At 64.9% G+C, this 24,905-nt stretch carries 26 protein-coding genes; 11 read left to right on the top strand and 15 right to left on the bottom strand.

Features of this window, described 5'->3' with window-relative positions; genetic code table 11:
* Positions 1 to 42 precede the first annotated feature (42 nt).
* The gene (locus IVB13_RS00430; protein WP_247404160.1) at positions 43 to 888 is read right to left on the bottom strand and encodes a cell envelope integrity EipB family protein; all 846 of its coding nucleotides are present in this window, start codon (positions 886 to 888) and stop codon (positions 43 to 45) included.
* Between the two features lie 236 nt (positions 889 to 1,124).
* Between IVB13_RS00430 and IVB13_RS00425 the strand changes: the two genes are divergently transcribed.
* From IVB13_RS00425 to IVB13_RS00410, 4 genes are read left to right on the top strand one after another with little or no spacing between them, the layout of a single operon-like run.
* Complete coding sequence (locus tag IVB13_RS00425) at positions 1,125 to 1,592, top strand: RidA family protein (RefSeq protein ID WP_007611287.1); 468 nt, start codon at positions 1,125 to 1,127, stop codon at positions 1,590 to 1,592.
* 5 nt (positions 1,593 to 1,597) lie between these two features.
* Complete coding sequence (locus tag IVB13_RS00420; RefSeq protein WP_085386300.1) at positions 1,598 to 2,344, top strand: glycerophosphodiester phosphodiesterase; 747 nt, start codon at positions 1,598 to 1,600, stop codon at positions 2,342 to 2,344.
* A 54-nt stretch (positions 2,345 to 2,398) separates the two neighbouring features.
* Positions 2,399 to 3,643 (top strand): GNAT family N-acetyltransferase, encoded by a 1,245-nt coding sequence (locus tag IVB13_RS00415; RefSeq protein WP_247487268.1) that lies wholly within the window; start codon positions 2,399 to 2,401, stop codon positions 3,641 to 3,643.
* A 52-nt stretch (positions 3,644 to 3,695) separates the two neighbouring features.
* Entirely contained in the window at positions 3,696 to 4,124 is a 429-nt protein-coding gene (locus IVB13_RS00410) for an HIT family protein (protein WP_018455165.1), read from the top strand.
* 109 nt (positions 4,125 to 4,233) lie between these two features.
* On the opposite strand, the gene tsaA is transcribed toward IVB13_RS00410, so the two are convergent.
* From tsaA to IVB13_RS00390, 4 genes are all read right to left on the bottom strand, one after another.
* On the bottom strand, positions 4,234 to 4,725 hold the full coding sequence (gene tsaA / locus IVB13_RS00405) for a tRNA (N6-threonylcarbamoyladenosine(37)-N6)-methyltransferase TrmO (protein WP_018455166.1): 492 nt from the start codon (positions 4,723 to 4,725) through the stop codon (positions 4,234 to 4,236).
* A gap of 31 nt (positions 4,726 to 4,756) precedes the next feature.
* The gene (locus IVB13_RS00400) at positions 4,757 to 5,107 is read right to left on the bottom strand and encodes an AzlD domain-containing protein (protein ID WP_085395617.1); all 351 of its coding nucleotides are present in this window, start codon (positions 5,105 to 5,107) and stop codon (positions 4,757 to 4,759) included.
* Positions 5,104 to 5,844 carry an AzlC family ABC transporter permease gene (locus IVB13_RS00395; RefSeq protein WP_247404154.1) on the bottom strand — a complete coding sequence of 247 codons (741 nt, stop codon included), beginning with the start codon at positions 5,842 to 5,844 and terminating at the stop codon, positions 5,104 to 5,106. The genes IVB13_RS00400 and IVB13_RS00395 overlap by 4 nt, the downstream gene beginning before the upstream one ends.
* Before the next feature lie 106 nt (positions 5,845 to 5,950).
* Positions 5,951 to 6,895, bottom strand: coding sequence for a lytic transglycosylase domain-containing protein (locus IVB13_RS00390; protein WP_162496378.1), 945 nt, complete (start codon positions 6,893 to 6,895; stop codon positions 5,951 to 5,953).
* A 115-nt stretch (positions 6,896 to 7,010) separates the two neighbouring features.
* On the opposite strand from IVB13_RS00390, the gene IVB13_RS00385 reads away from it, so the two are divergent.
* Entirely contained in the window at positions 7,011 to 8,051 is a 1,041-nt protein-coding gene (locus IVB13_RS00385) for a TRAP transporter substrate-binding protein (protein WP_085351442.1), read from the top strand.
* 42 nt (positions 8,052 to 8,093) lie between these two features.
* On the opposite strand, the gene IVB13_RS00380 is transcribed toward IVB13_RS00385, so the two are convergent.
* Together IVB13_RS00380 and IVB13_RS00375 are read right to left on the bottom strand one after the other, a co-directional pair.
* Positions 8,094 to 8,294: a hypothetical protein gene (locus tag IVB13_RS00380; RefSeq protein WP_018455171.1), complete on the bottom strand. Its 201-nt coding sequence runs from the start codon at positions 8,292 to 8,294 to the stop codon at positions 8,094 to 8,096.
* A gap of 76 nt (positions 8,295 to 8,370) precedes the next feature.
* A complete protein-coding gene (locus IVB13_RS00375) occupies positions 8,371 to 8,667 on the bottom strand; it encodes a hypothetical protein (RefSeq protein WP_085351377.1) in 297 nt (98 codons plus the stop codon).
* Positions 8,668 to 8,900: 233 nt separating this feature from the next.
* Between IVB13_RS00375 and IVB13_RS00370 the strand changes: the two genes are divergently transcribed.
* Positions 8,901 to 9,539, top strand: a complete 639-nt coding sequence (locus IVB13_RS00370) for an HAD family hydrolase (RefSeq protein WP_085351376.1) — start codon at positions 8,901 to 8,903, stop codon at positions 9,537 to 9,539.
* A gap of 5 nt (positions 9,540 to 9,544) precedes the next feature.
* Here IVB13_RS00370 and IVB13_RS00365 read toward each other — a convergent pair whose 3' ends face one another.
* Positions 9,545 to 10,585: a phenylacetaldoxime dehydratase family protein gene (locus IVB13_RS00365; RefSeq protein WP_247404152.1), complete on the bottom strand. Its 1,041-nt coding sequence runs from the start codon at positions 10,583 to 10,585 to the stop codon at positions 9,545 to 9,547.
* A gap of 26 nt (positions 10,586 to 10,611) precedes the next feature.
* Positions 10,612 to 11,628: a carbon-nitrogen hydrolase family protein gene (locus IVB13_RS00360; protein ID WP_018455175.1), complete on the bottom strand. Its 1,017-nt coding sequence runs from the start codon at positions 11,626 to 11,628 to the stop codon at positions 10,612 to 10,614.
* 196 nt (positions 11,629 to 11,824) lie between these two features.
* Between IVB13_RS00360 and IVB13_RS00355 the strand changes: the two genes are divergently transcribed.
* The 4 genes from IVB13_RS00355 (at position 11,825) to IVB13_RS00340 (ending at position 16,074) form a co-directional block, all read left to right on the top strand.
* The gene (locus IVB13_RS00355; protein WP_085351374.1) at positions 11,825 to 12,781 is read left to right on the top strand and encodes a helix-turn-helix domain-containing protein; all 957 of its coding nucleotides are present in this window, start codon (positions 11,825 to 11,827) and stop codon (positions 12,779 to 12,781) included.
* Between the two features lie 98 nt (positions 12,782 to 12,879).
* The gene (locus IVB13_RS00350; protein WP_085384439.1) at positions 12,880 to 13,116 is read left to right on the top strand and encodes a hypothetical protein; all 237 of its coding nucleotides are present in this window, start codon (positions 12,880 to 12,882) and stop codon (positions 13,114 to 13,116) included.
* A gap of 116 nt (positions 13,117 to 13,232) precedes the next feature.
* On the top strand, positions 13,233 to 14,258 hold the full coding sequence (locus tag IVB13_RS00345; RefSeq protein WP_085351373.1) for an aldo/keto reductase: 1,026 nt from the start codon (positions 13,233 to 13,235) through the stop codon (positions 14,256 to 14,258).
* Positions 14,259 to 14,652: 394 nt separating this feature from the next.
* Entirely contained in the window at positions 14,653 to 16,074 is a 1,422-nt protein-coding gene (locus tag IVB13_RS00340) for an MFS transporter (protein ID WP_051112982.1), read from the top strand.
* 46 nt (positions 16,075 to 16,120) lie between these two features.
* Here IVB13_RS00340 and IVB13_RS00335 read toward each other — a convergent pair whose 3' ends face one another.
* From IVB13_RS00335 to IVB13_RS00320, 4 genes are all read right to left on the bottom strand, one after another.
* The gene (locus tag IVB13_RS00335; RefSeq protein WP_247371903.1) at positions 16,121 to 16,660 is read right to left on the bottom strand and encodes a cupin domain-containing protein; all 540 of its coding nucleotides are present in this window, start codon (positions 16,658 to 16,660) and stop codon (positions 16,121 to 16,123) included.
* An 81-nt stretch (positions 16,661 to 16,741) separates the two neighbouring features.
* Positions 16,742 to 19,147, bottom strand: coding sequence for an ATP-dependent Clp protease ATP-binding subunit ClpA (gene clpA, locus IVB13_RS00330; protein WP_018455181.1), 2,406 nt, complete (start codon positions 19,145 to 19,147; stop codon positions 16,742 to 16,744).
* 290 nt (positions 19,148 to 19,437) lie between these two features.
* On the bottom strand, positions 19,438 to 19,770 hold the full coding sequence (gene clpS, locus IVB13_RS00325) for an ATP-dependent Clp protease adapter ClpS (protein ID WP_018455182.1): 333 nt from the start codon (positions 19,768 to 19,770) through the stop codon (positions 19,438 to 19,440).
* 781 nt (positions 19,771 to 20,551) lie between these two features.
* Positions 20,552 to 20,890, bottom strand: a complete 339-nt coding sequence (locus tag IVB13_RS00320) for a phasin family protein (protein WP_007603238.1) — start codon at positions 20,888 to 20,890, stop codon at positions 20,552 to 20,554.
* Between the two features lie 384 nt (positions 20,891 to 21,274).
* On the opposite strand from IVB13_RS00320, the gene IVB13_RS00315 reads away from it, so the two are divergent.
* Positions 21,275 to 23,119, top strand: a complete 1,845-nt coding sequence (locus IVB13_RS00315) for a D-alanyl-D-alanine carboxypeptidase (protein WP_247487266.1) — start codon at positions 21,275 to 21,277, stop codon at positions 23,117 to 23,119.
* Positions 23,120 to 23,343: 224 nt separating this feature from the next.
* Here the strand turns inward: IVB13_RS00315 and IVB13_RS00310 are convergent, their stop codons facing one another.
* Together IVB13_RS00310 and IVB13_RS00305 are read right to left on the bottom strand one after the other, a co-directional pair.
* Positions 23,344 to 24,069 (bottom strand): DnaJ domain-containing protein, encoded by a 726-nt coding sequence (locus IVB13_RS00310; protein ID WP_018455184.1) that lies wholly within the window; start codon positions 24,067 to 24,069, stop codon positions 23,344 to 23,346.
* Positions 24,070 to 24,139: 70 nt separating this feature from the next.
* Positions 24,140 to 24,889: a VWA domain-containing protein gene (locus IVB13_RS00305; RefSeq protein WP_247483040.1), complete on the bottom strand. Its 750-nt coding sequence runs from the start codon at positions 24,887 to 24,889 to the stop codon at positions 24,140 to 24,142.
* Between the last annotated feature and the right edge of the window lie 16 nt (positions 24,890 to 24,905).

The raw sequence follows: 24,905 nt of genomic DNA, 5'->3' as shown, positions 1-24,905 counted from the left end.
GTTGGGAGGAGCGTAGCCAGAGACCGCGTTGCAGGCCAGCCCTCAATTGCAGGGCTTGCTGTCCTTCGCGTCGAACTTGCCCATCGCGCCCGAAATCACAAAATCGTTGTAGTCCAACACGAGCTGGCGCGAGACGCCGTTCTCGTAGAGCTCGAACGCCATCGCATAGACCGGCGTCTGCTCGCCTTCCTTCTGCTGGGCCTCGCGGTCGAAATAGCTGACGGTGACGGGCCAGCGCTTGAGCGACTTCATGTGCTCGTCGGACGTCGACGGATCGGGCGAACCTTCGCGCTCGGCGGGGATCGGCTGGCCGATCACGGTCAGCGTGTTGTAGACCTTCTGGCCATCGTCGGAGCCGTCATAGACGGAGAGCTCGAGCAGCGACTTGCCCTCCTTGGCGGCGGCAATGATGCGCTGGATCTGTTCGGTCGGGAATACGATCTTGCCGTCGAGCGTAAAGCTCTTCGGCGCCGGCAGCTTCAGCTTGACGTTGATGTGGTCGCCGTCGCGCTCCGCCGAGCCGTCGACCCGGCCGGCATCCGCCTCGTTCATCCGCGTCTCGATCTTGAAGCGGTAGCTTTTGCCGCCGGCGTCCTCCCAGGAATTGGAGCGGAGGTCGCTGAGCGTGACCTTGCCCTCGCCGCTGTCGAGCTCGGAAACCTGGCGGAATTCGGAGGTGTAGCCCTCGCACGAACTTCCGGTGAAATTGTAGAGGATGCGGCCGCGCGCGCTGTTGATCGAATTCGAGCGCGATTTCACCAGGCTCAGATCATAGAGCGCCTGATGCGCGAGAAACGGACCGTTCGCGGCCAACGCCCCGCCTCCGGGGCCGAGAGCGGCCGCCGCGAGCGCCGTCACACCGAGCGAAGTCCGGAAAAGGTGCCGCATGTCTGGTTCCTGAGGAAAGCGCAGATTCGACATTTTAATGACCGTTCCATTGCGTCGCAACTGAGGCCGTTTCACGTAAAGTTGCGGCCTTTGCGTTGAACCTCCTGCCCTGCCTCAACAAAATGCCACCTCCGACGGTTGCTTGCATGTGGCGGCACGATGGGCGAAACAGGGCCCCGCCCCCGGCTGCATTGGATGCGCCGGGGCGGATGGATTTTTGGACAACGAGGTCGGACATGGCGGGCACGGTCGAGCAGAAGCTGGCGGAACAGGGCATCAAGCTGCACGAGGCCCCCACCCCCGTGGCAAACTACGTGCCGTTCGTGCGCACCGGTAATCTGCTGTTCGTCTCCGGCCAGGTTTGCTTCGATCCCGCCGGCAAGCTGATCGCCAAGGGCAAGCTCGGCGCCGGCGTGACCATCGAAGACGGCGCCGCGGCCGCCCGCGGCTGCGCCGTCAATCTGCTGGCCCAGGTCAAGGCGGCGCTGGGCGACCTCGACAAGGTCGTGCGCGTGGTGCGCCTCGGCGGCTTCATCAACTCGGCGCCGGACTTCCTGGACGGGCCGAAGGTCCTCAACGGCGCCTCCGACCTGATGGTCGCCGCCTTCGGTGACAAGGGCCGTCATGCCCGCACCACTGTCGGCGTCGCCTCCCTGCCCGCGGATGCGGCGGTCGAGGTCGAAGGCGTGTTTGAGGTCGCCTGAGGCGAATGCGCGCTCCTGATTGGCTGACAGCCCGCCCGGTGGCCCATCGCGGCCTGCACGACATTTCCCGCGGCATCGTCGAGAACATGCCGGGCGCGGTGCAGGCTGCAATTGCGGGCAATTTCTCCATCGAGGTCGACATCCAGCTCTCCGCCGACGGCGAGGCCATGGTGCATCACGACCATGCGCTCGGCCGCCTGACCGAGGCCACCGGCCCGCTGGTCGAGAAAACCGCCACTGAACTGAAGGCGCTCACGTTCAAGGACACGGCCGAGCGGATGATGTCGCTCAGCGACCTCTGCGCCCTTGTTGGCGGCCGCGTGCCGCTGGTGATCGAGGTTAAGAGCCGTTTTGACCGCGACCGCAAGCTGGTGAAGCGGATGGCCGAGGTGCTCGCGTCCTATGATGGCCCAGCGGTCGGCATGTCGTTCGACCCGGACCAGGTGCTGGCGCTGCGCGAGCTGCTGCCATCCCGCCCCCGCGGCATCGTCGCGCAACGGAGCTATCAGGACGACTACTGGGCTCACCTGACGCAGCAGCAGCGCGACAGCATGCTGTACCTGCGCCATGGCTTTCAGACCCAGCCGCAGTTCGTCGCCTTTAGGGTCGACGACCTGCCCGCCCCCGCCCCCTGGATCGCCCGCAATGTGTTCGGCTGCGCTCTACTGGGCTGGACCGTGCGTACGACCGAGCAGCGGACGCGGGTCGCGCAATATGCGGATCAGATGATCTTCGAGGGCTTCGTACCCTAGGCTTGATGTTTCCCACTCTTGAAGTCGCTGCTGCAATGCACGATCTTGGGCACGATGGCACCATCCGAAATCACCCTTGAGGCCGTACCTTCCATTGGCGAAGTATCGCCGGACGACTGGGACGCCTGCGCCAATCCCGGCGGCAAGTCTTGTAATGGGCATGGCAAGGGAACCTCATCCGGACTTCCAGGGGATTCCCTCGGCCTCTCAAAGCCCGGCTATAACCCCTTCGTCTCCCACGCGTTTTTATCGGCCGTTGAGAAATCGGGTTCGGCCACGATCCGCACCGGCTGGGGACCGCGGCATCTCGTGGCCAAGGTCGACGGTCGCGTCGCCGGCGTCGTGCCCTGCTATCTGAAATCGCAGTCGCAAGGCGAATATGTCTTCGACCGCGGCTGGGCCGATGCCTATGAGCACGCCGGCGGGCGGTACTATCCGAAGCTGCAGGTTTCGGTTCCGTTCACGCCGGCGACGGGACCGCGGCTGCTGGTCCGCGACGGCGTTGACCGCGAGCACATCATGGAAGCGCTGGCGAGCGGGCTGGTGGCGCTGTGCGGTGTCAGCAAGGCTTCCTCGGTGCACGTCACTTTCGCCCGCGAGGCGGAGTGGAAGCTGCTCGCCGAGCACGGCTTCCTCCAGCGCACCGACCAGCAGTTCCATTGGCACAACGAAGGCTTTGCGAGTTTCGACGATTTCCTGGCGACGCTGAACTCCCGCCACCGCAAATCGATCAAGCGCGAACGGCGCGATGCGCTGGCTGCCGGGGTAACCATCCACTGCCTCACGGGCAAGGAGATCACCGAAGATGCCTGGGAGGCCTTCTTTCAATTCTACATGGAGACCGGCTCGCGCAAATGGGGCCGGCCTTATCTGACGCGAGAATTCTTCTCGCTGATCGGCGAAACCATGAGCCAGGACGTGCTGCTGGTCATGGCACGCCGCAACGATCGCTGGATCGCGGGCGCGATCAACTTCATCGGCTCGGACACGCTGTTCGGCCGCAACTGGGGTGCGGTCGAGCATCATCCCTTCCTGCATTTCGAGGTCTGCTATTACCAGGCGATCGACTTCGCCATCAAACGCGGTTTGGCGAATGTCGAAGCCGGCGCGCAGGGCGAGCACAAGATCGCACGCGGCTACCTGCCGCGGACCACCCACTCCGCTCACTTCATCGCTGATCCGGGCTTGCGCCGCGCCATCGACGATTACCTCAAGCGCGAGCGCGCCTATGTTGCAGAAGCCGGACGGGAGCTGGCCGAGCTCGGCCCGTTCCGCAAAGGCGCCGACGAGGCGCCTTGACGGTTCGTTGCGGCTGGTGACAGTAAGCGCAAAATTCCAGGGAGCCGCCGCCATGACCGCCTACGACCCCGACAACATCTTCGCGAAGATCCTCCGCGGTGAATTCCCCTGCCACAAGGTTTACGAGGATGAGCACGTGCTCGCCTTTCTCGACATCATGCCGCGGGTACCGGGCCACACGCTGGTGATTCCAAAAGCTCCTGCCCGCAACATCCTCGACATCAAGCCGGACGACTACGCCCACGTCGCCCGCGGCGCACACAAAATCGCTGCCGCAGCGATGACGGCGTTCAAGGCCGACGGCATCACCGTGCAGCAGTTCAACGAGGCGGCCGGCGGACAGGTGGTGTTTCATCTCCACATGCACGTGATGCCGCGCCACGACGGCGTGGCGATGCTTCCGCCCGCCAGCCGCAAGGAAGACGTCAAGGTGCTGGAAGAGAACGCGACCAAGCTGATCGCGGCGTTGAAGGCGGGCTGACGCTCTCCACTCGTCATTCCGAGCGCAGCGAAGCAATCCAGACTGCCTCCGCGGCTACAGTCTGGATTGCTTCGTCGCAAGAGCTCCTCGAAATGACGGAGGAGACACTTCACTCCGTCTGAAAATCTCCAGGCTGCGGGGCGGCCAGCGGCGTGAACTCGCAACGATCTGGTTTGATGTCGATCAGCGGCGTGTTGTCGAGGCAATCGAGCCCGCGCACCAGAATCGCGTTGCCCTCGATGCCGACCAGCTTCACGATCGACGTGCCGATCGGATTAGGGCGCACCGGCGAGCGCAGCGAAAACGTGCCGCGGGTCTTCTCGTTGTTCTTAGGGCTTTGCAGGACGATGTCGCGGCGCGACTTGTCGAGCCAGTAAAGCACTTCGAGATTGCTGTAGAAATCGACGCCCTTGATCGCCGGCACGAATGGCTCGAAGATCTCGAGCCGACATATCGGGCCGTCTGTCCGGCCCTGCCGCGGGGTCTCCATCCGCGAGCTCCAGGGCGTGCGGATGCGGCCGATGAAGACGAGGCCGGCATCTTGCGTCGGCGGCAGCTCGATGGAGACTTCACCCTCGCGGAGCTGGTTTTCGCGAACCATATGTCCAATTCCCTGCTGTTCGCCGGCGGTTTTAGCCCAACCACCACTTGCCGGCCAGCATGAAGACTTCGCCCGCGACCACGCCCGCGAAGATCGAGCGGCGGGCCAGCAGGAAGACGACGAGGCCGGCGCCGACCGCACCGTAGCGCAGGGCGTCCGGCACGCTCGCAAGCGCCCCAGGGGGCTCGACCACGATCTGGGCGATGACGCCGGCCAGGATCGCCGTGGCGACCGCCCGTACCCAGACCAGAAGCTCGGAGCCCTCGTCGATGCCGCCGCCGAACCACAGGCCCAGCATGCGCCATATCTGGTTGGGAACAACGCCGGCGACGAACAGCACCGCCAGGGCGTGCCAGTCGCCAATGAGCTGCGCAAAGCTCATGCGCGCACCTCCCGCCACCAATGCACGCCATAAGCAATCGTGCCAGCCGCGAGGCCGCTGACGAGGATGTCGAGGCCGGAGTTCATCTTCGCGGCCAGCGGATACAGCAATATGCCCAGCGCGAGGGCGACGACATCGGCGACCTCGCGGCTGTTGCGTGCGGTCGAGAACAGGAAGGACAGCGGCGTCAGCAAAAGGATCGCCGCGCCAAGCGTCTGAGTCAGATTGGCGGCAAGGAAATAGCCGACCGCATTGGCGGTGAGACACACCGAGACAAGACCGAAGCCAAGTCCGTTGACGAAGGCGATCCGGCGTTCACGCGGTACCTGCGGCAGGAAGCGATGGCATTCGACCCACAGTGTCACCGCGGTGAGATGCGCCGCGAAAAACAGCTCGCGCCGTTTCGTCGTCGGCGTGCGCATCAACGGCAGCACCGAGACCACCATCGGAAACAGCCGGATCGCACTGACGGTGACCGCGATCGCGGACTGGACGATCGTCGCGCCGGAGCCAAGCGTGGTGATCAGGATGATCTGCGCCGGACCTGCCCAGACGAACAGCGTCGAGCAGAGCGCCCAGAGCAGGCTGAAATGTGTGTCGTGGGCGAGCGCGCCGATGCCGAGATAGGTCACGAACAGCACGAGCGTGAGGATGGTCTGCGTGATCGAGCGCAGCCCCCACGCAAAGGCGCGCCAGGGACTTCGCCATTGAGGTGAATCGAGCGGAGGAAGCGCCACGGGGAGTCTTGGCCGGATGAGGAATCGTGCCCGCATAACGGGCAATGCGGCGCCTCGCGTCAAGAAAGCGCACGGCGGGGCTGGCATGCACGCTGGGACAGATGCCCTACCCGCTCACACCGCGATTCTTCAGCACGAAGCACGCCCCGCCGGCCTTGCGAATGCGACCGCAGAGTTCATCCGCCTCGCTCCGCGTATCGGCGCCGATGCGCACCTGGTAGAAGGCGCGCGTGCCGCGGCTGCGCATCACCGAGCTGAGCAGGCTCGGATCACGTTCGCCGATCACGGCGCTCAGCCGCGTGACCGCGCGGGAGTACATCGCCAGCGCGCGGTTGCGGTCAAAGCCCGCGGCGAGCTGCACGCCCCAGACCTTTGCAGCCGCAAGCTCCACATGCTGCTCGAGCTCGGCGACGAAGGCATTCGGCGCGCGCTTCAAAAGCGCCATCAGATCGCGGCAGCTCGTCGGCGGCACGCTGGGCGGCCCCTTGCCGGTCGCGCCTGCCTTGGCCCACGCATCGACGCTCGTGCCGGTGATCGCAAGAACGTAATTGCGGGTCTGCTCGGGCATGCCGCCGGTGCCGGCGAGCCATTCCTGCACCCGGCGCGGCCCGGCATTGTAGGCGGCCGCCGCCAGCCCGAGATTGCCGAACTGGTTGCGCAGCTCGTTCAGGAATTCCGCCGACTTCGGCAGCGCCTGCACCGGATTGAAGGGATTGAGCAGCCCGCGCTCGCTCGCGGTGCCCGGCATGAATTGCGCGATCCCCTGCGCCCGCTCGCCGCTGCGCGTCACCGGCCCGACCGCATCGGTCTGGAAGCGGCTTTCCTGCCAGATCACGCGGGCGAAGAACTCCAGCGGAAGATTGGCATCGCGCGCCGCGGCCTCGATGATCAGGCAGATCGACTCCCGCGTGTCGCTCTCCCGCGCACCGGGCTTCTCCGGCTGCACAGCGAGTTCTTCGACGCTGGGGATGGCAACGTCGGTCTTGGCGGGCGAACTGTCCCATGCCGCGGCCTGGGTCGACGAGACAAGCAGCGCGGAGATGATGCACATCGCAATCTGCACCCATCGCGCGCAGGCACGGCGGTGGCGCGCCTCGGCGCGGCATGCGACAGTGTGATCAACAATGTTGTGGCATCGTGCCATGGTTCGACGGGTCGCCAATATCATGCTGCCTGACCTGCTTCTCCCAATGCGTTACCCCGCCAAACGGATCCGCGCGATCCTTGTCCTCGCCGCGCTCATCCTGAGCGTCGCGCCAGCCGCCGCGCAGGTGACGTCTCAAGTCGCGTCTCAAGTCAATTGGCGGATGACCACGGAATACCCTGAGAATAACATCTCCGGGATTGGGCTGGCGACTTTCGCCAGCCGCGTCTCCGACCGTACCCACGGCTTCGTGACCGTGACTAACGCCTTCGACAACCAGCTCAAGATCAACTCGGGCGAGATGCCGCGCGCGGCGCTGGACGGCCGGATCGCGGGCGGCGATGCCTTCGCGGGCGCGCTCTCGAGCCTCGACCCTGTGCTCGGATTGTCCACCCTGCCTTTTCTCGTGCAATCGGTGGATCTCGCCCGGGCCACCAATCTGCGGGCGCGACCGCTCTATGAGAAGGCGCTGGCTGCGCGCGGCCTCAAGCTGCTCTATGTGACGATCTGGCCGGCCACGGGCCTCTGGTCGGAGCAGTCGCTCGACGGTGCTGACGACCTGCCGAAACTGAATCTGCGAACCTACGATGCCAATTCCACCGAGGTCATGCGCGCAGCCGGCGCGAACGCGCAATTCCTGCCGATGGATGCGGCGCTCGCCGGACTGAGGGAACACCGGCTGAATGCCTTCCTCACCTCCGGCGACGGCGGCGCGGGACGCAAATTGTGGGACTTCCTGCCGCATTTCACGGCCATCAACTACGCGATGCCAATCTCGATCGCCTTCGTCCGCAGCGACGCCTTTGCCGAACTGTCCGAACCGATGCAGCGCGAGGTGCTGGCGGCGGCGGCCGAGACTGAGCAGAGCCAGCTGGCGCTATTGAGCCACCGCACCATCGAGAACTATGCGCGCATGCGCGACAATGGCGTCCATATCGCCGAGCCGGCGCCTGCGTCCCTTGTCACGGAGCTGCGGAAGGCAGCAACGGGCGCGATCACCGCCTGGGAAACCCGGGCAGGCGCGGAGGCGACCGCCATCGTTGAATGGACGAGACAGCAATGAGGGAGCGGTAGCGGCGCTCCGCTGGTCTCGCTGCCTACCGCCTTAGTTTTTGACCGCAACCGGGATTTCGCCCCGGATGGCGCGGTCGAGGGCATCAATCAGCGCCTGGATCTCGATAAACTTGTTGCGCGCTCGCTCGGCCGTGTCGCGCACAAAGGGGGCGGCCAGCACTTTCGCATGCGCGTCCCTGTCCTCGATCATGCGCTCACGGGCCTTCTTCAGGGTTTCAAGTCGCTCGCTCATCCGGCCTCTCCTGAAAAAATCGTCTCGATCCCTCGTCCGGACTCGTTGATCGACGAGCGCGGCGAACGAGCAACCCTCAACAGCCGCGGCAGATGTTCTTCAGCTTCGCCGCGGTTCTGGCCTCTTCCGCCACGAACGGGTCCTTGTAGGCAGCACGGGACCCATCGCCTTCCGCAGCAGCGGGCTTTTTTTCCTTCGGAGGAAACGCAGCATCGTAGCAGGCGAGACGTCCGCTCGTGCTTTCGATCGCCCGGCAGTCCGGTCCTGCCGCGACAGCGCCTTGCGACAGTGTGCCAAGTATCAATGTGCCAAGCATCAATGCGACGAGAAGCGCTCTCCGGCGGATCCAGTCGACCAGACGAAATCGAGTCATGCACGCTCCTGCTCAGTCGGCGGGAGCGCTGGTGACCCTCAGTCACCGGTCGATGCCAATGGAAAGGCGGTGATGGCGCGACTCTACGCTTCCCTCCCGCGAATAGCGAGCTTTAAGGGATACGCGGTATCGGGAAGGCGATTTTCGGCGTGACAATGGTTGCGCGTTTGCCTTGGCCCCCGGCCTCGTTTAGGTCTGGCAACAGGCGGCGGTATCAACACAGGCGCGACAATATGGTGACCATTTATTTCGATCTCGACGGCACGCTGACCGACCCGAAGCCCGGGATCACGCGCTCGATCCAGTACGCCCTGGAGCGGCTCAACGTTGCGGTTCCGAGCGAGGACGAGCTGACCTGGTGCATCGGGCCGCCGCTGCATGCCAGCCTGCAAAAGCTCACGGGCAGCGCGGAACTCGCCGACCGGGCGCTGCTGCTCTATCGCGAGCGCTTCAGCGACGTCGGCCTGTTCGAGAACGAAGCCTATGCCGGTATCGTGGACACGCTGACAACGCTTGCCGCGACAACACCGCGCATGTTCGTGGCGACCAGCAAGCCCGCGGTCTACGCCACCCGTATCGTCGAGCATTTTGGCCTGAAACCGTATTTCGAGCGGGTGTTCGGCTCCGAACTCGACGGCACGCGCGTCGACAAGCGCGACCTGCTGCGCTACGCGCTCGACGAAGCCAGGGTCGATCCCGCCAGCGCGATCATGATCGGCGACCGCAGCCATGACGTGGTCGGCGCCCGCACCAACGGCATGACCGCGATCGGCGTGCTCTATGGCTACGGCAGCGAGACCGAGCTGCGGGACGCCGGCGCGCATCACATCTGCGCCGCGCATCCCGAGCTGCTCGGCCATTGCGTGATCTAACTCTATCAAGCGGCGACGGTCTCCACCGCCGCCAGCATGCCGGTCTTGGCGTGACAGTTCAGGTACTCGAAGAACTGCTCGTCGGCAGCAGCCACGGTGACCTCGTGGTAGAGCCGCAGTTTTGCCGAGGGGCCGAGCGTCGACAGGTACTTCATCGCGGCGCCGAATATCCTGACGTGGGTCGGATGCGATTCCGCCCACCGCTCCAGCGCCGCCAGGCTCTTCCACCAGCTTTGACCGTAGGACTTTTCACTCGCGTCCCCGCCGGCTGCAAGCACGCGCATGTAACGGTTGGCGTAACAGCCGATGCCAAGGCCGTCATCGCGCAAGAAATCCATGCCCTCGCGCAACACCGGTTCGACGTCGTCGAGATAGAGCTTTCGTTCCGAGGTCTCGGTATCGCTCCAATCCTGGCCTGATCGGATCAGACAGAGATTGTCGTGCGCCTTCACGCGCAGCCGCGCGCCGTCGCGGATCAGCTCGGGATTGCCGCCCGGCGACATCGGATCGGTCTGTGACAGCGGGATGCGGTCGCGCATGCCGCCCCAATAGGCGTGCTCCTGCACCTCGCCGCTCATGCCGCCGGAGATTGCGGCGACGCCCTCGGGCCGGCCGAGCGAGGAAAACAGCGTCTCGTGCCGCGCCACCGTGGGGCGCAGCACCTCGATGAACGTGCCGATGCCCTCGGGCTGCGCTCCGGTCCAGGCCTCGCGCGCCGATGCAAACCATTTGTCGAACCGCGCAATGTCGTCCCAATAGGCCACCGAGACGACGTTCTCGTAGCCTGCCTGATCAACATATTGCGCCCGGTCCCAATGCGAAGGACCGCCTTCCGCGGCAAACCGCGCCGCGATTTCGGCGAGAGCGTCCGTTGCAGCAGCTGCCGCCGTGCCGCGATACTGAAGGCCGAAATAGGCCATCACGACCCGGTTCACGGAAGGCTTATAGCGCGCCACGAAGGACGGGTATGGCGGCTGGTAATCGTCCGGCACGCGCTTGTGGCGCGTGCGCGGCGTCTCGAGATGCAGAGGAATTGCGGATTCCATGATCGTGCCTCCCTCGATTGCGGCGATCAGCTCGCCGCCGCGGCAATGTCCGTGGGCTCGACGGTGTCGACCGGCAGCGCAAACTGCTCGACGCGCTGGTATCGCTTCTTGTTGAGCAGGAGCCGGGTCACGTCGGGGCGCGAATAGTGCCCGGCTGGATCAGCGGCGTTCTTGGCGACGCCGATGGCGCCAAGATCGATCTCGGCGATCAAGAGGCCCTCCTGGTCCGGCGCGAGCTTATCGCCGATCTGGCTGCCATCGGGGCCGTAGATCGCAGCGAAGCCGCCGCCGGCATGCAGCAGCGCGTGCTTGTCCGGCCGATCACAGAGCTCGTCGATCATGGCTTGCGAGACCGTCGCGCAAGGCGCGAGCACGAAGCAGGAGCCCTCGACCGCATAGACGCGCGAGGCGGCGTTGTTCACCTCGGCGCCGAGCGCCGGCGCGAAAGGATCGTAGAGCGAAAAGCTCGGCCAGGCCGCGACATGGACCTGCTCATTCTGGGCATACATGGCGTATTTCGACAGCGGCTGGAGATGCTCCCAGCAGCACAGGGCGCCGATGCGGCCGATGTCGGACCGCGCGTGCACGGCGAGATCGCTGCCGTCGCCCTCGCCATAGACCGTGCGCTCGGCATGGGTCGGCCGCAACTTGCGGCGCTTTGCAATGGTCTCGCCATCGGGCCCGATCAGCCATTGCGCCAGATAGAGACTGCCGCCGTCGCGCTCGGACAGACCGAGCACGGCAGTGAGCTTGGCCTTGCGCACGGCGTCGCGCAGCCGCTCGGCCTGCAGACTGTCATAGGACAGCGAATTGTCGAAATAGCGCTGCACGAAGCCACGACCGATCGCCCAGGCCGGCGAATCCATCCAGATGTGCCAGGGGTAGCCGGGGATGAAGGCTTCCGGAAAAGCGATCAGCTTGGCGCCCTTCTCGGCGGCGTCCCTGATCAGGGCGATCGACTTGTCGATCGAGGCGTCGAGATCGAGCCAGGCGGGCGCCGCCTGCACCACCGCGACCTTGTATTTCGGATGTTCGATGCCCATTCCGCCTCCCTTGCCGGTTGATCGGAAGCCAGGTCCGATGCAGTCTATTTGACCAAGCCGGGCGGCGGGCGCTCGACCGCGGCGGAACAAAAACTCGACCGGACGGGATTCACCGACCCGGTACGGGATTTGCCTTCGTCAGTCGGGACCAGCGCCGACACGCGATTTTGCGGGATGTGAAAGGGAGGCTCTGCAGATGCCAATCCAGTTCACCACGGACGACAGCCCAGGCCACCGCCGGCTTGCGCTCTGGCAGGATATCGTTTGCGACGTCTTCGTCGGGCTCGACTGCAGGTCCGATCTTGGCAGCGCCTTTCGCGGCACGGTCACCCGGGCGCCACTGGGCAAGGCGGAATGCTCCGAGGTCTGCTCCGACCGTCAACACGTGTTGCGCACGCCGTCGCGCATCGCGCGCTCGGATCAGGACTTCATCCTGATCGCGCTCGGCAATCGCGGCGCCGGCGGCGTGGTGCAGGACGGCCGCGAGGCCGTGGTCAGTCCGGGAGAGTTTGCGCTCTATGACACCACCCGTCCCTACGAGCTGAAATTCGACGGCATCTTCACGCAGACCATCTTCAAGGTGCCGCGCGAGATGCTGCAGCGCCGGCTCGGCGCGACCGAAACTCTTACTGCCACCTCTTTCGGGCCGGACTCGCCACTGCAGAGGATCGCCTACGATTTCATCTACCGGCTCTGCCAGAGCGCGGATCAGATCGATCTGCACCACGCCGCCGCTCTGTCGGAACAGGCCGTCGATGTCCTGGCGATGGCGCTGGGCGAGCGGCTGGGCAAGACGCCGCTGCCGTCCTCGACGCATCGCTCCGCCCTGCTCTACCGATTGAAGGCGCATATCCGGGCTCATCTTGCCGATCCCGACCTCTCGCTGTCCGAGACCGCAGCGGCGCTCGGCATCTCGTCCCGCTATGTCAACGATCTCCTGGCTGACGAGGACACCTCGTTCCAGCGCTACGTCCTCGGTGAGCGCCTCGCTCAATGCAGGCGCGACCTCGCCTCCCCCGTGCTCGCTCACCGCCACATCAGCGAGATCGCCTTCGCCTGGGGCTTCAACGACCTCTCGCATTTCGGCCGCGTCTTCCGCGAGCATTTCGGGATGTCACCGCGCGACTTCCGGCAGAGCCAGTCGCGGCATTGACGTCCGGGCAGCCAATGGCCCGAGCCTTCGCTTCAGGCGAAGGCCGTGCTCGTGAATTCCAGATTGTCAGGTGCTGCAGCCGGGATCAGGCTCTGCACATGAGAACCAACGCCACGATAAGCGGATCGGAAGTCTTGCTCGGCGTGATCGCGATCCGGCTCGCGGTGCTTGTTGCGGTGGGCTGGAGCCTGACGCTCCTGCCGCGGCCGGCGCGCGAGAGCGAGGCCACCTGCCTTCAATCACCAGTAACGAGGGGCGCGGCTCCGCTTCCGGCGACGACGGCCAGCCCGCGCGTGACTGACGCGGCATTCGATGACATGCGTCTGCACGACTAGGCCGTTTCCAAGCAAGGCCGGTATGTGAGCGCGAGGTAGGACACGGCGCAGCCTTGCATTACGATCCGGCACAGAGGTCGCGGGAATCAATCAGCGGCCAGCCGAGGAGCAAATCGATGGAATACCGACGCTTGGGCCGCTCGGGCCTCATGGTGCCCGCCTTGAGTCTTGGGACCGGCACCTTCGGCGGCGTGGGCCGCCTCGCTGCGTGGGGCACCACCGACGCGACCGAAGCCCGGCGCCTTCTGGATATCTGCCTCGATGCCGGCGTGTCGATGTTCGACACCGCGAACGTCTATTCGCTCGGCGAGTCCGAGCGCGTTCTCGGCGAAGCCATCAAGGGCCGCCGCGACAAGGTTTTGGTTTCGACCAAGGCGACGTTCCGCTTCGGCGACGGCCCCAACGACATCGGGTCGTCGCGGCAGCATCTGCTTACAGCCATCGACGCTTCGCTGAGCCGGCTCGGCACCGATTACATCGACCTGTTCCAGCTTCACGGCTTCGACGCCTTCACCCCGCCTGAAGAGGTGCTCGCGACTCTCGATGTGCTCGTGCGCGCCGGCAAGATCCGCTACGTGGGCGTGTCGAACTTTTCGGGCTGGCACCTGATGAAATCGCTTGGCGTTGCCGACAAGCATGGCTTCCCGCGTTACGTCGCCAACCAGACCTATTATTCACTGATCGGGCGCGACTACGAATGGGAGCTGATGCCGCTCGGCCTCGACCAGGGCCTCGGCGCGGTGGTCTGGTCGCCGCTCGGATGGGGACGCCTCACCGGAAAGATCCGCCGCGGCCAGCCAAAGCCTGACGTAAGCCGCTTGCCCAAGACGGCCGAGTTCGGCCCGCCCGTGCCGGACGAGCACGTCTATCGCGTCGTCGATGCGATCGACGAGGTCGCCAGGGAAACGGGCAAGAGCGTCTCGCAGATCGCGCTGAACTGGCTGCTGCAGCGTCCGACCGTCTCGACGCTGATCATCGGCGCGCGCAACGAGACGCAGCTGCGCGAAAATCTCGGCGCGGTCGGCTGGTCATTGACCAAGGACCAGATCGCCAAGCTCGATGCGGCGAGCAAGGTGACGCTGCCCTATCCTTACTGGCACCAGCGCACAACTTTCACCGACCGCAATCCGCCGGCGGTGTAGAGACCGGCACGCCGGCGCAGTCCGGCTTGAGCTGCATCAAGCCGGCCCGCGCCGACAGTGGCATCGTGCGCTCACGCGAGGCAGCCGATGCGCCGATTTGCCATGAAGGCCCTGTTCACCGCTCTCAATCTCAACCGCGCCGAGCGGAGCGGATGGATTGGGAGCGCACCATCCTGATCGTCTCGACCGCGGTGACGGTTGGGCTCGGCGCGCTCTATGTGTTCGGGAAGTCGACCTCCCGCTGGTGAGCCGCGAGGCCGTGCCGACCCATGCCCGCGGTGCCGGGAGACCTGCTCCCGGCGCAGGAACCGCCCGTATCCTGCCGGGTTGCGATGCATCTCGCAATTTCCTAATCCGGAGACGAACCACGGCTCGAATCAAGCACGCCGCCATCATGTTGCCAGCCTCCATGGAGCACGCCGACGGCCTGCCGCAGCCGCAGCGTGGCCAGGCGGTCCTGACCATTGCGCTCGGCATTATCATGGCAGTGGTCGACAGCGCCATCGCCAACGTCGCGCTGCCGACGATCGCGGCCGACCTCGACGCCAGCCCGGCGTTCTCGATCTGGATCGTCAACGGCTACCAGCTCGCGATCACGATCTCGCTGCTGCCGCTGGCTTCGCTCGGCGAGATCGTCGGCTATCGCCGCGTCTATCTGGTCGGCCTGGTGCTGTTCACATTTGCCTCCGCACTCTGCGCGCTGGCGCACACGCTGCCGCTCCTCACGATTGCACGCATCGTGCAGGGGTTCGGCGCGGCCGGCATCATGAGCGTCAACGCAGCGCTGGTGCGTTTCACTTACCCACGCAGCCAGCTCGGCCGCGGCATCGGGCTCAACGCTCTCGTCGTCGCCTTCTCAGCCGCGGTCGGCCCGACGCTCGCCGCCGGTATCCTGGCGTTCGGCAGCTGGCCCTGGCTGTTCGCCATCAACGTTCCGCTCGGCGTGGTGACATTGGTGCTGGGCCTGCGCAGCCTGCCGCACACCAGGCCTGCGAGCCATTCCTTCGACTGGCAGAGCGCGGGGCTGTCCGCGATCACCTTCGGCGTCGGCATCGCGGCCGTCGATAGCGTCGGTCATGGCGAAGCCGCGATCACCTGCCTCGTGCAGTTCGCCATCGCGCTCGTCGCCGGCGCGCTGCTGATCTACCGCGAGACCCACATGGCCTCGCCGCTGCTGCCGATCGACCTGTTGCGCATCCCCGTGTTCGCATTGTCGATTGCGACTTCGATCGCCTCGTTCTGCGGGCAGATGCTGGCCTTCGTCGCGATCCCCTTCTATCTCCAGAGCCGCTTCGGCTATTCGGCGGTGCATATGGGCCTCTTGATCACGCCGTGGCCGATCGCGGTGGCGTTCGCAGCCCCCCTCGCCGGCCGCCTGGTGGAGCATTATCCGGCCGGCCTGCTCGGCGGCATCGGCCTTACGCTGTTCGCCTGCGGCCTCGCTGCGCTCGCCTTGCTGCCGGCTGCGCCCACGCCGCTCGACGTGGTCTGGCGGATGGCGCTGGCCGGCGCCGGCTTCGGCCTGTTCCAGACCCCCAATAACCGCACCATGATCGCGGCCGCCCCGCGCGAGCGTGCCGGCGGCGCCAGCGGCATGCTGGGGACGGCGCGGCTGCTTGGGCAGACCACCGGCGCAGCGCTGGTGGCACTCTTCCTCGGCCGCTATCCGATCGAGGGAACCAGGATCGCGTTGCTGACCGGCGTCGGCTTCGCGCTCTGCGGCGCAGCGCTGAGCATGTTGCGGCTGTCGTCCGCGGGTGCGCGCGGCGCCGAGCATGTTCGCGTGCAGGACGACCAGCGCCTGCGCGGCGAATAGCGCGCGACCATTTGGGAAGGCCGATTTCGGCTGCGTCCGCCGCGCCTCACATCTTCACCATCTCGGTGCGATATTTCGGCAGCAGTGCTGCGATCAGCTTGCCTTTCTCGGCCATCTCTTCCGGGGTCGGCTTCGGCGGTGGCGATGTGCGGCCTTCGACGGGAAAGCCAACCGCCAGGAAGAATTCGTCCTGTCCCGCTGGCGCGCACATGCAGAGCATACGGGCCGTCTTGCCGGACACGTTCTTGAACGCGTGCGGCGCGTTGGCCGGGACGTTGACGGTCGACCCCGCACTTACGGTATTACCGCGAAAGGTGAATTCAAGTTCGCCTTCGAGCAGCGTGAACATCTCCTCGAAGTCGTGGCGGTGCGGCGGGGGCCCGCCGCCGGCGGGCACCAGCATGTCGACCAGGCAATAGCGTCCTGCGGTCTGCGCGCCCGACACCAGAACCGTGTAGGTGCCGCCGGCCACAGAGATATGCGGCACGTCAGCGCCGTCGGGATCGGCGACCGTCAGGGCGCGGCCGGGATCGTCGGCGGGGATCGAGGAAGCTGACGACGAGTTTGCAGAAGGCGTGTTGGTCATATCGGATCTTCTTGCTTATATTTGGCTGCCAACGAGAAAGGCCGGCTTCTCAGCCGGCCTTTTCAATTCATCGCGCGCAGATCAAGCCTTGACCAGCGGGCTCTTGGTCGGCCCCTTCGAGCCGCCGGGGCCACCGGGCTTGGACTTGCCCGGCGGGCGCTTGCGGGCACCCGGGAGCTTCTCCTGCTTCGGCGTGACCGGACCCTCGACGAACTCGAAGCCGATCTTGTCCTTGGTCTCGTCGGCCTCGTCCTTGACCAGAACGACGCGGACATGGCCGCCACCCTTGAGCTTGCCGAACAGCACCTCGTCGGCCAGCGGCTTCTTGATGTGCTCCTGGATCACCCGAGCCATCGGACGTGCGCCCATCTGCTCGTCGTAACCATGCTTCACCAGCCAGGTCTTGGCGGGGTCGGACAGTTCGATGGTGACATCGCGATCGCCGAGTTGCGCTTCGAGCTGAAGCACGAACTTCTCGACCACCGTACCGATCACCTCGACGCTGAGATGGCCGAACGACACGACGGCATCGAGACGGTTGCGGAATTCCGGCGCGAACTGCCGGTTGATCGCCTCGTGGTCGTCGCCTTCGCGCTTCGAGCGCGTAAAGCCGAACGCCTGCTTGGCGAGATCGGACGCGCCCGCGTTCGTGGTCATGATCAGGATCACGTTGCGGAAGTTGACCTGCTTGCCGTTGTGGTCGGTGAGCCGGCCGTGATCCATGATCTGGAGCAGGACGTTGTAGAGATCGGGATGCGCCTTCTCGATCTCGTCGAGCAGCACCACGCAATGCGGATGCTGGTCGACACCGTCGGTGAGCAGGCCGCCCTGATCGAAACCGACATAGCCGGGAGGCGCGCCGATCAGGCGCGACACGGTGTGCCGCTCCATGTATTCGGACATGTCGAAGCGCAACAGCTCGACGCCGAGCGACGCCGCCAGCTGTTTTGCGACCTCGGTCTTGCCGACGCCAGTCGGACCCGAAAACAGGTAGCAGCCGATCGGCTTCTCCGGCTCGCGCAGGCCGGCACGCGCCAGCTTGATCGAAGCGGCGAGCGATTCGATCGCCTTGTCCTGACCGAACACCGTGCGCTTCAGGGTCTGCTCGAGATGCTTGAGCACCTCGGCATCGTCCTTTGACACGCTCTTCGGCGGGATCCGCGCCATCGAGGCGATCGTGGTCTCGATCTCCTTGATGCCGATGGTCTTCTTGCGCTTGTTCTCGGCGACCAGCATCTGCGCCGCGCCGGATTCGTCGATCACGTCGATCGCCTTATCCGGCAGCTTGCGGTCGTGGATGTAGCGCGAAGAGAGCTGTACCGCAGCCTCGATCGCCTCGTTGGTGTATTTCAGCCGGTGGTAGTCTTCGAAGTACGGCTTGAGGCCCTTGAGGATTGCGATCGCGTCCTCGACCGTCGGCTCGTTGACGTCGATCTTCTGGAAGCGCCGCACCAGCGCGCGGTCCTTCTCGAAGTGCTGCCGGTATTCCTTGTAGGTGGTCGAGCCCATGCAGCGAATGGTGCCGGAAGCCAGCGCGGGCTTGAGCAGGTTCGAGGCATCCATCGCCCCGCCCGACGTCGCGCCCGCACCGATCACGGTGTGGATCTCGTCGATGAACAGGATGGCGTTGGGATGCGCCTCGAGCTCCTTCAGCACCTGCTTCAGGCGTTCCTCGAAGTCGCCGCGATAGCGCGTACCGGCGAGCAGCGTGCCCATGTCGAGCGAGAACACGGTCGCAGCCGCCAGCACCTCCGGCACCTCGCTGTCGACGATGCGCTTGGCCAGGCCCTCCGCGATCGCGGTCTTGCCGACGCCGGCCTCGCCCACGAACAGCGGATTGTTCTTCTGCCGGCGACACAGCACCTGGATCGCGCGGTTGATCTCGGAATTGCGTCCGATCACCGGATCGATCTTGCCGTCGCGCGCCTTCTTGTTGAGGTTGACGCAATAGGTCTCGAGCGCCTCGCCCTTCTTCTTGGCGTCCTCGCTGCCCTTGGTCTCGGTCTCCTCGTCGACACCGCGCACCGGCCGCGCCTCGGAGACGCCTGGCCGCTTGGCAATACCGTGGCTGATATAATTGACGGCGTCGTAGCGCGTCATGTCCTGCTCCTGCAGGAAATACGCGGCATGACTCTCGCGCTCGGCAAAGATCGCGATCAGCACGTTGGCGCCGGTCACCTCTTCGCGACCGGACGACTGCACGTGGATCACCGCGCGCTGGATCACGCGCTGGAAGCCTGCGGTCGGCTTGGCGTCATCGGCGCCGTCCGTCACCAGGTTCTCGAATTCGGTCTCAAGATAATTGACGAGGCTCGTACGGAGCTTGTCGAGGTCGACGCTACAGGCGCGCATGACGGCGGCTGCATCGGAGTCGTCGATCAGGGAGAGCAAAAGATGCTCGAGCGTCGCGTATTGGTGATGACGCTCGTTTGCGATCGCCAGTGCACGATGCAGGGATTGTTCAAGGCTTTGGGAAAAAGTCGGCATTCGCGTCCTCTATGGCCCCCACCATCATGATCGCCATCGCCCGGTCAGGCAACAACAACCTTTGTCACATATAGTTATACAAGATCGCGGCGAAAGACCGGTTCCGCGACTCAGGCGGCTGCACAGCTACGGTATTTTTTGATGCAAAACCCGTTCCGGTTTGGGCACGATCAGCACCGGTCCGAAATTCCGTAGTTTTGCCCTCTGCAACGAACATCGCGCGCAGACATCACGCGGCAATCACACTGCGACATGCACAAGAACCGGCTTCGAATGCGCCGTAACGTGTCTTACTTCTTTTCCATCACGCATTGCAGCGGATGCTGGTGCTTGCGAGCGAAATCCATCACCTGCGTTACCTTGGTCTCGGCGATCTCGTAGGTGAACACGCCGCACTCCCCGATCCCGTGATGATGAACGTGCAGCATGATCTTGGTTGCGGCCTCGGCGTCCTTCTGGAAGAATTTCTCCAGCACATGAACGACGAATTCCATCGGCGTGTAATCGTCGTTCAGGATCAGCACACGGTACAGGTTCGGCCGTTTGGTCTTCGGCTTGACCTTGGTGATGACGGACGTGTTTGGCGCGGAAGGACCGCCGGAACGGTTCTCGTCGTTGCTCATCAGGGCAGCGTGGGCGGCGGCGGCCGCGGACGGATCTGGTCTGGAAGACAGTTGCGGCATGGCTCAGGCGTTCAAATTCCCCACGGAAGCGTATGACGGTTCGCCGCGCAGCCCCGGCCTTCGGAGCTTCGCACAGGCGCACCGCCTTTTGGATCGCCGCTTCCAGCCGGTCCGGTCCAAACCGGATCGGCCTCACCGAATATGGGCCTGCCCCCGGCTCGCCGCAAGCGTGCGGCAGCTCGGCCGATGCGGCCATGGCGGTCCCGATTCCCGGTCCGGGCGATCCTCACCAAGGTTAATCAATCCGGACTGATTTGACAAAAGCTTCCGCCCCGCCGGTTTAGAAGATGTTCACCAGGAACCCGGCCAGCAACGCGGCTGCGGCGGTTTCGCGCGGGCTATCTCCGGTTTTCTACGGACCAATTGCCCCTCAATGGCGTGACGCGAAAACGGGCAAAGGCACAGATTTCCGGGGATCGTCACGCCTCGCAGATCGACGCGCGGCAGAAGAAGCTGTGCGATAACGCCAAGGCGGCGAACATCACGATCCATACGGTGCAGGTGAACACCGGAGCGACCCGACCTCCCGCGTGCTGCAGTATTGCGCGAGCCGCTCCGACAAGTTCTATCTGGTGACGAAGGCAGATCAGACGTCTCGATGTTCAAGGAAACCGGCACGCTGTGGAAGCTGCGCGTGGCGCGCTGAGACCTACACTTCGAGACAAACAAAAAAAGCCCGGCTACTGCAGCCGGGCTTTTGATTCCAGGACGTCAGGAAACGTTAGCTGGCGGCCGGGGTGAACTTCGACACGATGGTCTCGACCGGCTTGAACGCCTGCTTGGCGAGGTCGCTGTAAAGGCCGGCGATCTTCTGCGATTCCGCGACGAAGGACTCGTAGGCGGAACGGGCGAATTCGGTCTGCGCTTCGACGGCCTTGTCCAGCGACTTCACGCCGGAAAGCTTCTCGACGAAGGACTTGGTGTCTTCGAACGACTTCTTGGTGTAGTCGCCATAAGCGCTGGCGATCGCCTGAAGGCCGTGCTGCATCGACGTCGCGGAGGCGACGTACTGCTCGAAGTGCTCTTTCCCGTAGCCCTGAAAGTCTTCAACCTTGAACATTCGGAATCCTTTTCCCTAGCCTGTCGGAAGCCCCGGCTCCCTGACTCTGCTCACGATTAGTGCAACGCACAAAAAAGTCAAGAATTTTGTGCGTCGCACAAAATTGCGGGCAAATTTGCCAAGATTCCCGGGGTTTCCCGCAATGGTTCCTTAAGCTTTTGGAAACCGCGGCCCCCTACCTTGATTCCCTGGACGTGTTCAACTTCCACAAGCGGCCAAAAGCCGTTGGAGAACATCACCTTAGCCAGAACAGCGGCTCAGGTCCAACGTCCCCCGCGGCGAACATCTGCGGAGGACAGCCTGAGCAGGTAATGATCCCGGGTCCCTTGGGCACAATTTCGCCTCACGAGCCGGTGATCAAGTCAGAAACGGGGACGGGGTTTCATGCTTCGTAAAAACTTGTCTTCCTCGCGCTTGGCGCGGGTTGGCGTTTTTGGGCTTCTTGCGGTCACGAGTGCAGTCATCTTCACCACCGATGCTGCCGAGGCGCGGCGCCACCGGCGTCACACCGCGCACCACCGCGTGCAGCGCGATGTGTCCGAGAGTTCCAGCCCGAAATTCGCGTCGATCATCGTCGACGGCAACTCCGGCTCCGTGCTTCAGGCCACGAGTCCCGACGGGATCCGCCATCCGGCCTCGCTGACCAAGATCATGACGCTCTATTTGCTGTTCGAGCGCCTCGAGTCCGGGAAGATGAAGCTCGACACCGAGATGCCGGTGTCGCAGCACGCCGCCGATCAGGATCCCACCAAGCTGAACCTGCGTGCCGGCCAGACCATCCGCGTCGAGGACGCGATCAAAGGTCTCGTCACCCGCTCCGCCAACGACGCAGCCGTTGTGATCGCGGAAGCGATTGGCGGCGACGAGGACGACTTCGCCCAGATGATGACGCGCAAGGCGCGTTCGCTCGGCATGTCCAGGACGGTTTACCGCAACGCCAACGGTCTTCCCAACGACGAGCAGGTCACGACCGCGCGCGACCAGGCCACGCTCGGCCGCGCCATCCAGGAGCGCTTCCCGCGCTACTATCGCTATTTCGCGACCTCGACGTTCAACTGGCGCGGACAGTCGATCCGGAACCACAATCATCTGCTCGGGAATGTCGAGGGCGTGGACGGCATCAAGACCGGCTATACTCGCGCCTCCGGCTTCAATCTCGTGACCTCGATGCGCCGCGGCAACCGCCACCTGATCGGCGTGGTGCTGGGCGGCCGTAGCGGCGGCTCGCGCGACGCCATCATGCGTAACCTGCTCGCGGAGAACCTCGATAAGGCCGCGACCACCCACACCGTCGCCGCGGTCACCGAACGCAGCGGTTCCGACGCCGCTGCCGAAGTCGCCGATACATCGGACACCCCGGCCCGTTCCGCTCCGCAGGTCCAGGCGTCGGCTGCCCCTGCTCCCGAAGCAGCCCCGTCGCGTCTCGCCGCGCGCCTTTCGACGCTTGCGGCTGCGGCTGCCGCGGTGCCGCCGGCTCAGCCCAGATCTGAAGCCAATAGGCCTGAAGTTCGGCCGATAGAATCCAAGATCGAGCCTGCGCCGCTCACCAATGGCGTGATCTCGAGCCAGCCGCTCTCGATCATCCCCGGTTCGTCCGAACCGATGAAGCCGGTCCGGGTCAAGACCGTCCAGGTCAAGGCCGGCGCGGTGAAGGTCGCCTCCGCCGCCCCGGCTCAGATCGCACCGCAGGTCACGAGCACGATCGCATCCCGCTCCGAAGTCGCCGAAACCTCCGGTGCCGTCGTCGCCCGCGCAGACCTCATCAACAAGCCCGAGGCCAGCCAACCGGAAGCTCCGAGGGCCGAGATCACCCGTGCCGAGCTGCCGCGGCAGCCGGCGGGCTTCGGCACCGGCAACGGCACCCTCGGCGTCTTGCCGGCCGCCACCGCCGCACCCGCCCCGGCTGCTGCGAAGCTCGCATCAGCCGACCCGGCGCTGCAGCCGATCCAGATGAGCGCCACCACGAAGCCGGTTGCTACCCACAGCGGCTGGATCGTTCAGGTCGGCGCGCTCGAGAGCGAGAACCAAGCCCAGCAGCGCATCGACGCGGCGCGCAGCTCGGCTCGCGGCCTGCTCAGCAAGGCCGACCCGTTCACCGAGCCGGTCGTCGCGAAAGATAATCGCAAGCTCTACCGCGCCCGCTTCGCCGGGCTCGACCGGGACCAGGCCGAAGCCGTCTGCCGCACCCTGAAGCGCGCCGATATCTCCTGCATGACCGTCCGCAACTGAACTTTCGCACCGCTCCAATGAAAATGCCCGCGCCTTGCGCGGGCATTTTCATTTTCGGGATGCGGTGACCGACGAGGCTGTTCCACGACAACCTCTCGTCAAGGATTTACGGTTAAAACTTTACGCAAGGGATCGACCACGCCGACAATGGCGGGCATCGGGGCGACGGCAAACAGAGCAAGCAGAGCTCACACGGGACGAGCGTTTGTAGCGTGGTGCCGGAGTTAGCCGTTATGCGTGCGAAGCAGAGTATCCTTGGCCTCGTTTACACGGGCAGCGAGATACGTCGAGCCCCCCTGGTCGGGATGCAGTTTCTTCATCAGGGACTTGTGAGCCCGGCTGATGTCGTCACGCCCCGCCCCCGGCTGCAGGCCAAGGATCTGATAGGCCTCCTCCGTCGTCATTTTACCGCTCGCCACCGTGCGGCGCTGCCCCCCTGCCGCATCGCCCTGCGCGTTCTGACGCCAAGCGGGAAACCGGCGGTCCAGATAGCTTTCAAGTAGGGCCACGCTCTCGGCGTCGAACGCCGGGACCATTGCCAGCAGGGCCGCGAGATCGAACTCATCGAGATCGCGCCCGGCGTGAGGCCCGGCGACGATCTGGCCTCCGAGCTGGCCGGAATCGTGATCGAGCCGCATATCCAGGAATTGCGAGCGCACGCGCGAGGCCTGACCGGCCGGGCGCGTCGCGCCCCCGCCGAACAGCCCGCCGATATTGCCGAAGCCGGCGTTTGCCATCGGTGTCCAGCCCAAGAGCCCGGCGCCGAATATCCCGAGCGGGATCGCCACCACCAGTTCGCCCTTCAAGCCCGTGAACGCTGCGACAGCCAGCGCCACCACGCCGCCACCGAACCTGATCGCGCGTGCCAGCACGGCCGGATTGGCCGAACGGAACATCTGGAGCAGCAAATAAAGGGTGATAATGGCGATAGCGCCGGCGATCAGGGTCATGGCCGGAATATAGTCGGCCTACCGCCAAAAAGCATCGAGTCCTTGCGCCCCCGCCGACCGCGCGCCAGCGCTACTTCATCTGGCCGATCAGCCTGGCCGCGCCACTGGCGGTCTTGGCCAATTGCAACAGCGCCTCGCGTCCGCCGGCCGCGTAGGCGGCGGCTGCGCGCAACAGCTCGCGCAACTGCGCCGCCGCGCCCGGATCGAACCGGCACCAAGCGCCGCCGGTCAGGCGCGCGATCTCGCGAAAGGCCTTCTCGGCCACCGCGTCATGGCCTTCCTGAAAGACGAACACAGGCACTTTGAGCATGCCGAGCTCGCCTGCCTTGGCGCAGAGCTGGTCGACGTTCTCCTCCATGGCGTCGCCGACGAAGACGACGGCGCGCACGCCGGATGCGACGGCCTCGCGCCGCGCCTCGCTCAGCACCTTGCCGATCTGGGTGTCGCCGCCACGGCAATCGATCTTGCTCATCAGCGCCGCCAGCCTGGCGCTGTCGGAGATCCATCCCGTGGCGCGGCACTCGTTGAAGCCGCGATAGTAGACGAGCCGGATGTCGAGACTGCCGAGCGCGGCGGTCTCACGGAACATGTCGGCCTGAAGCGCGCAAGCCATGTCCCAGGTCGGCTGCCGGCTCATCGTCGCATCCAGCGCGAAGATCAGCCGCCCTTTTGAACCGGGCGCATGCGGTGACAGCGCGCGCGCGTTGGCGACGAAGGCGGCGATGTCCTCCGAGGTCGAGGTCCCCGCCTGCGGCACAGCGTCGCCTGGTTGCGCCGAGACGGCATCGCGGCCGCGCGGTTTGATGGGTTCGCCGGACATTTCCTTGACCCTTGCG

It is taken from the genome of Bradyrhizobium sp. 17 (assembly GCF_023073515.1).
GTDB classification, from domain to species: domain Bacteria; phylum Pseudomonadota; class Alphaproteobacteria; order Rhizobiales; family Xanthobacteraceae; genus Bradyrhizobium; species Bradyrhizobium canariense_D.
The sequence above is the reverse complement of the archived record's forward strand: the minus strand, read 5'-3'. Positions and strand labels throughout refer to the sequence as shown.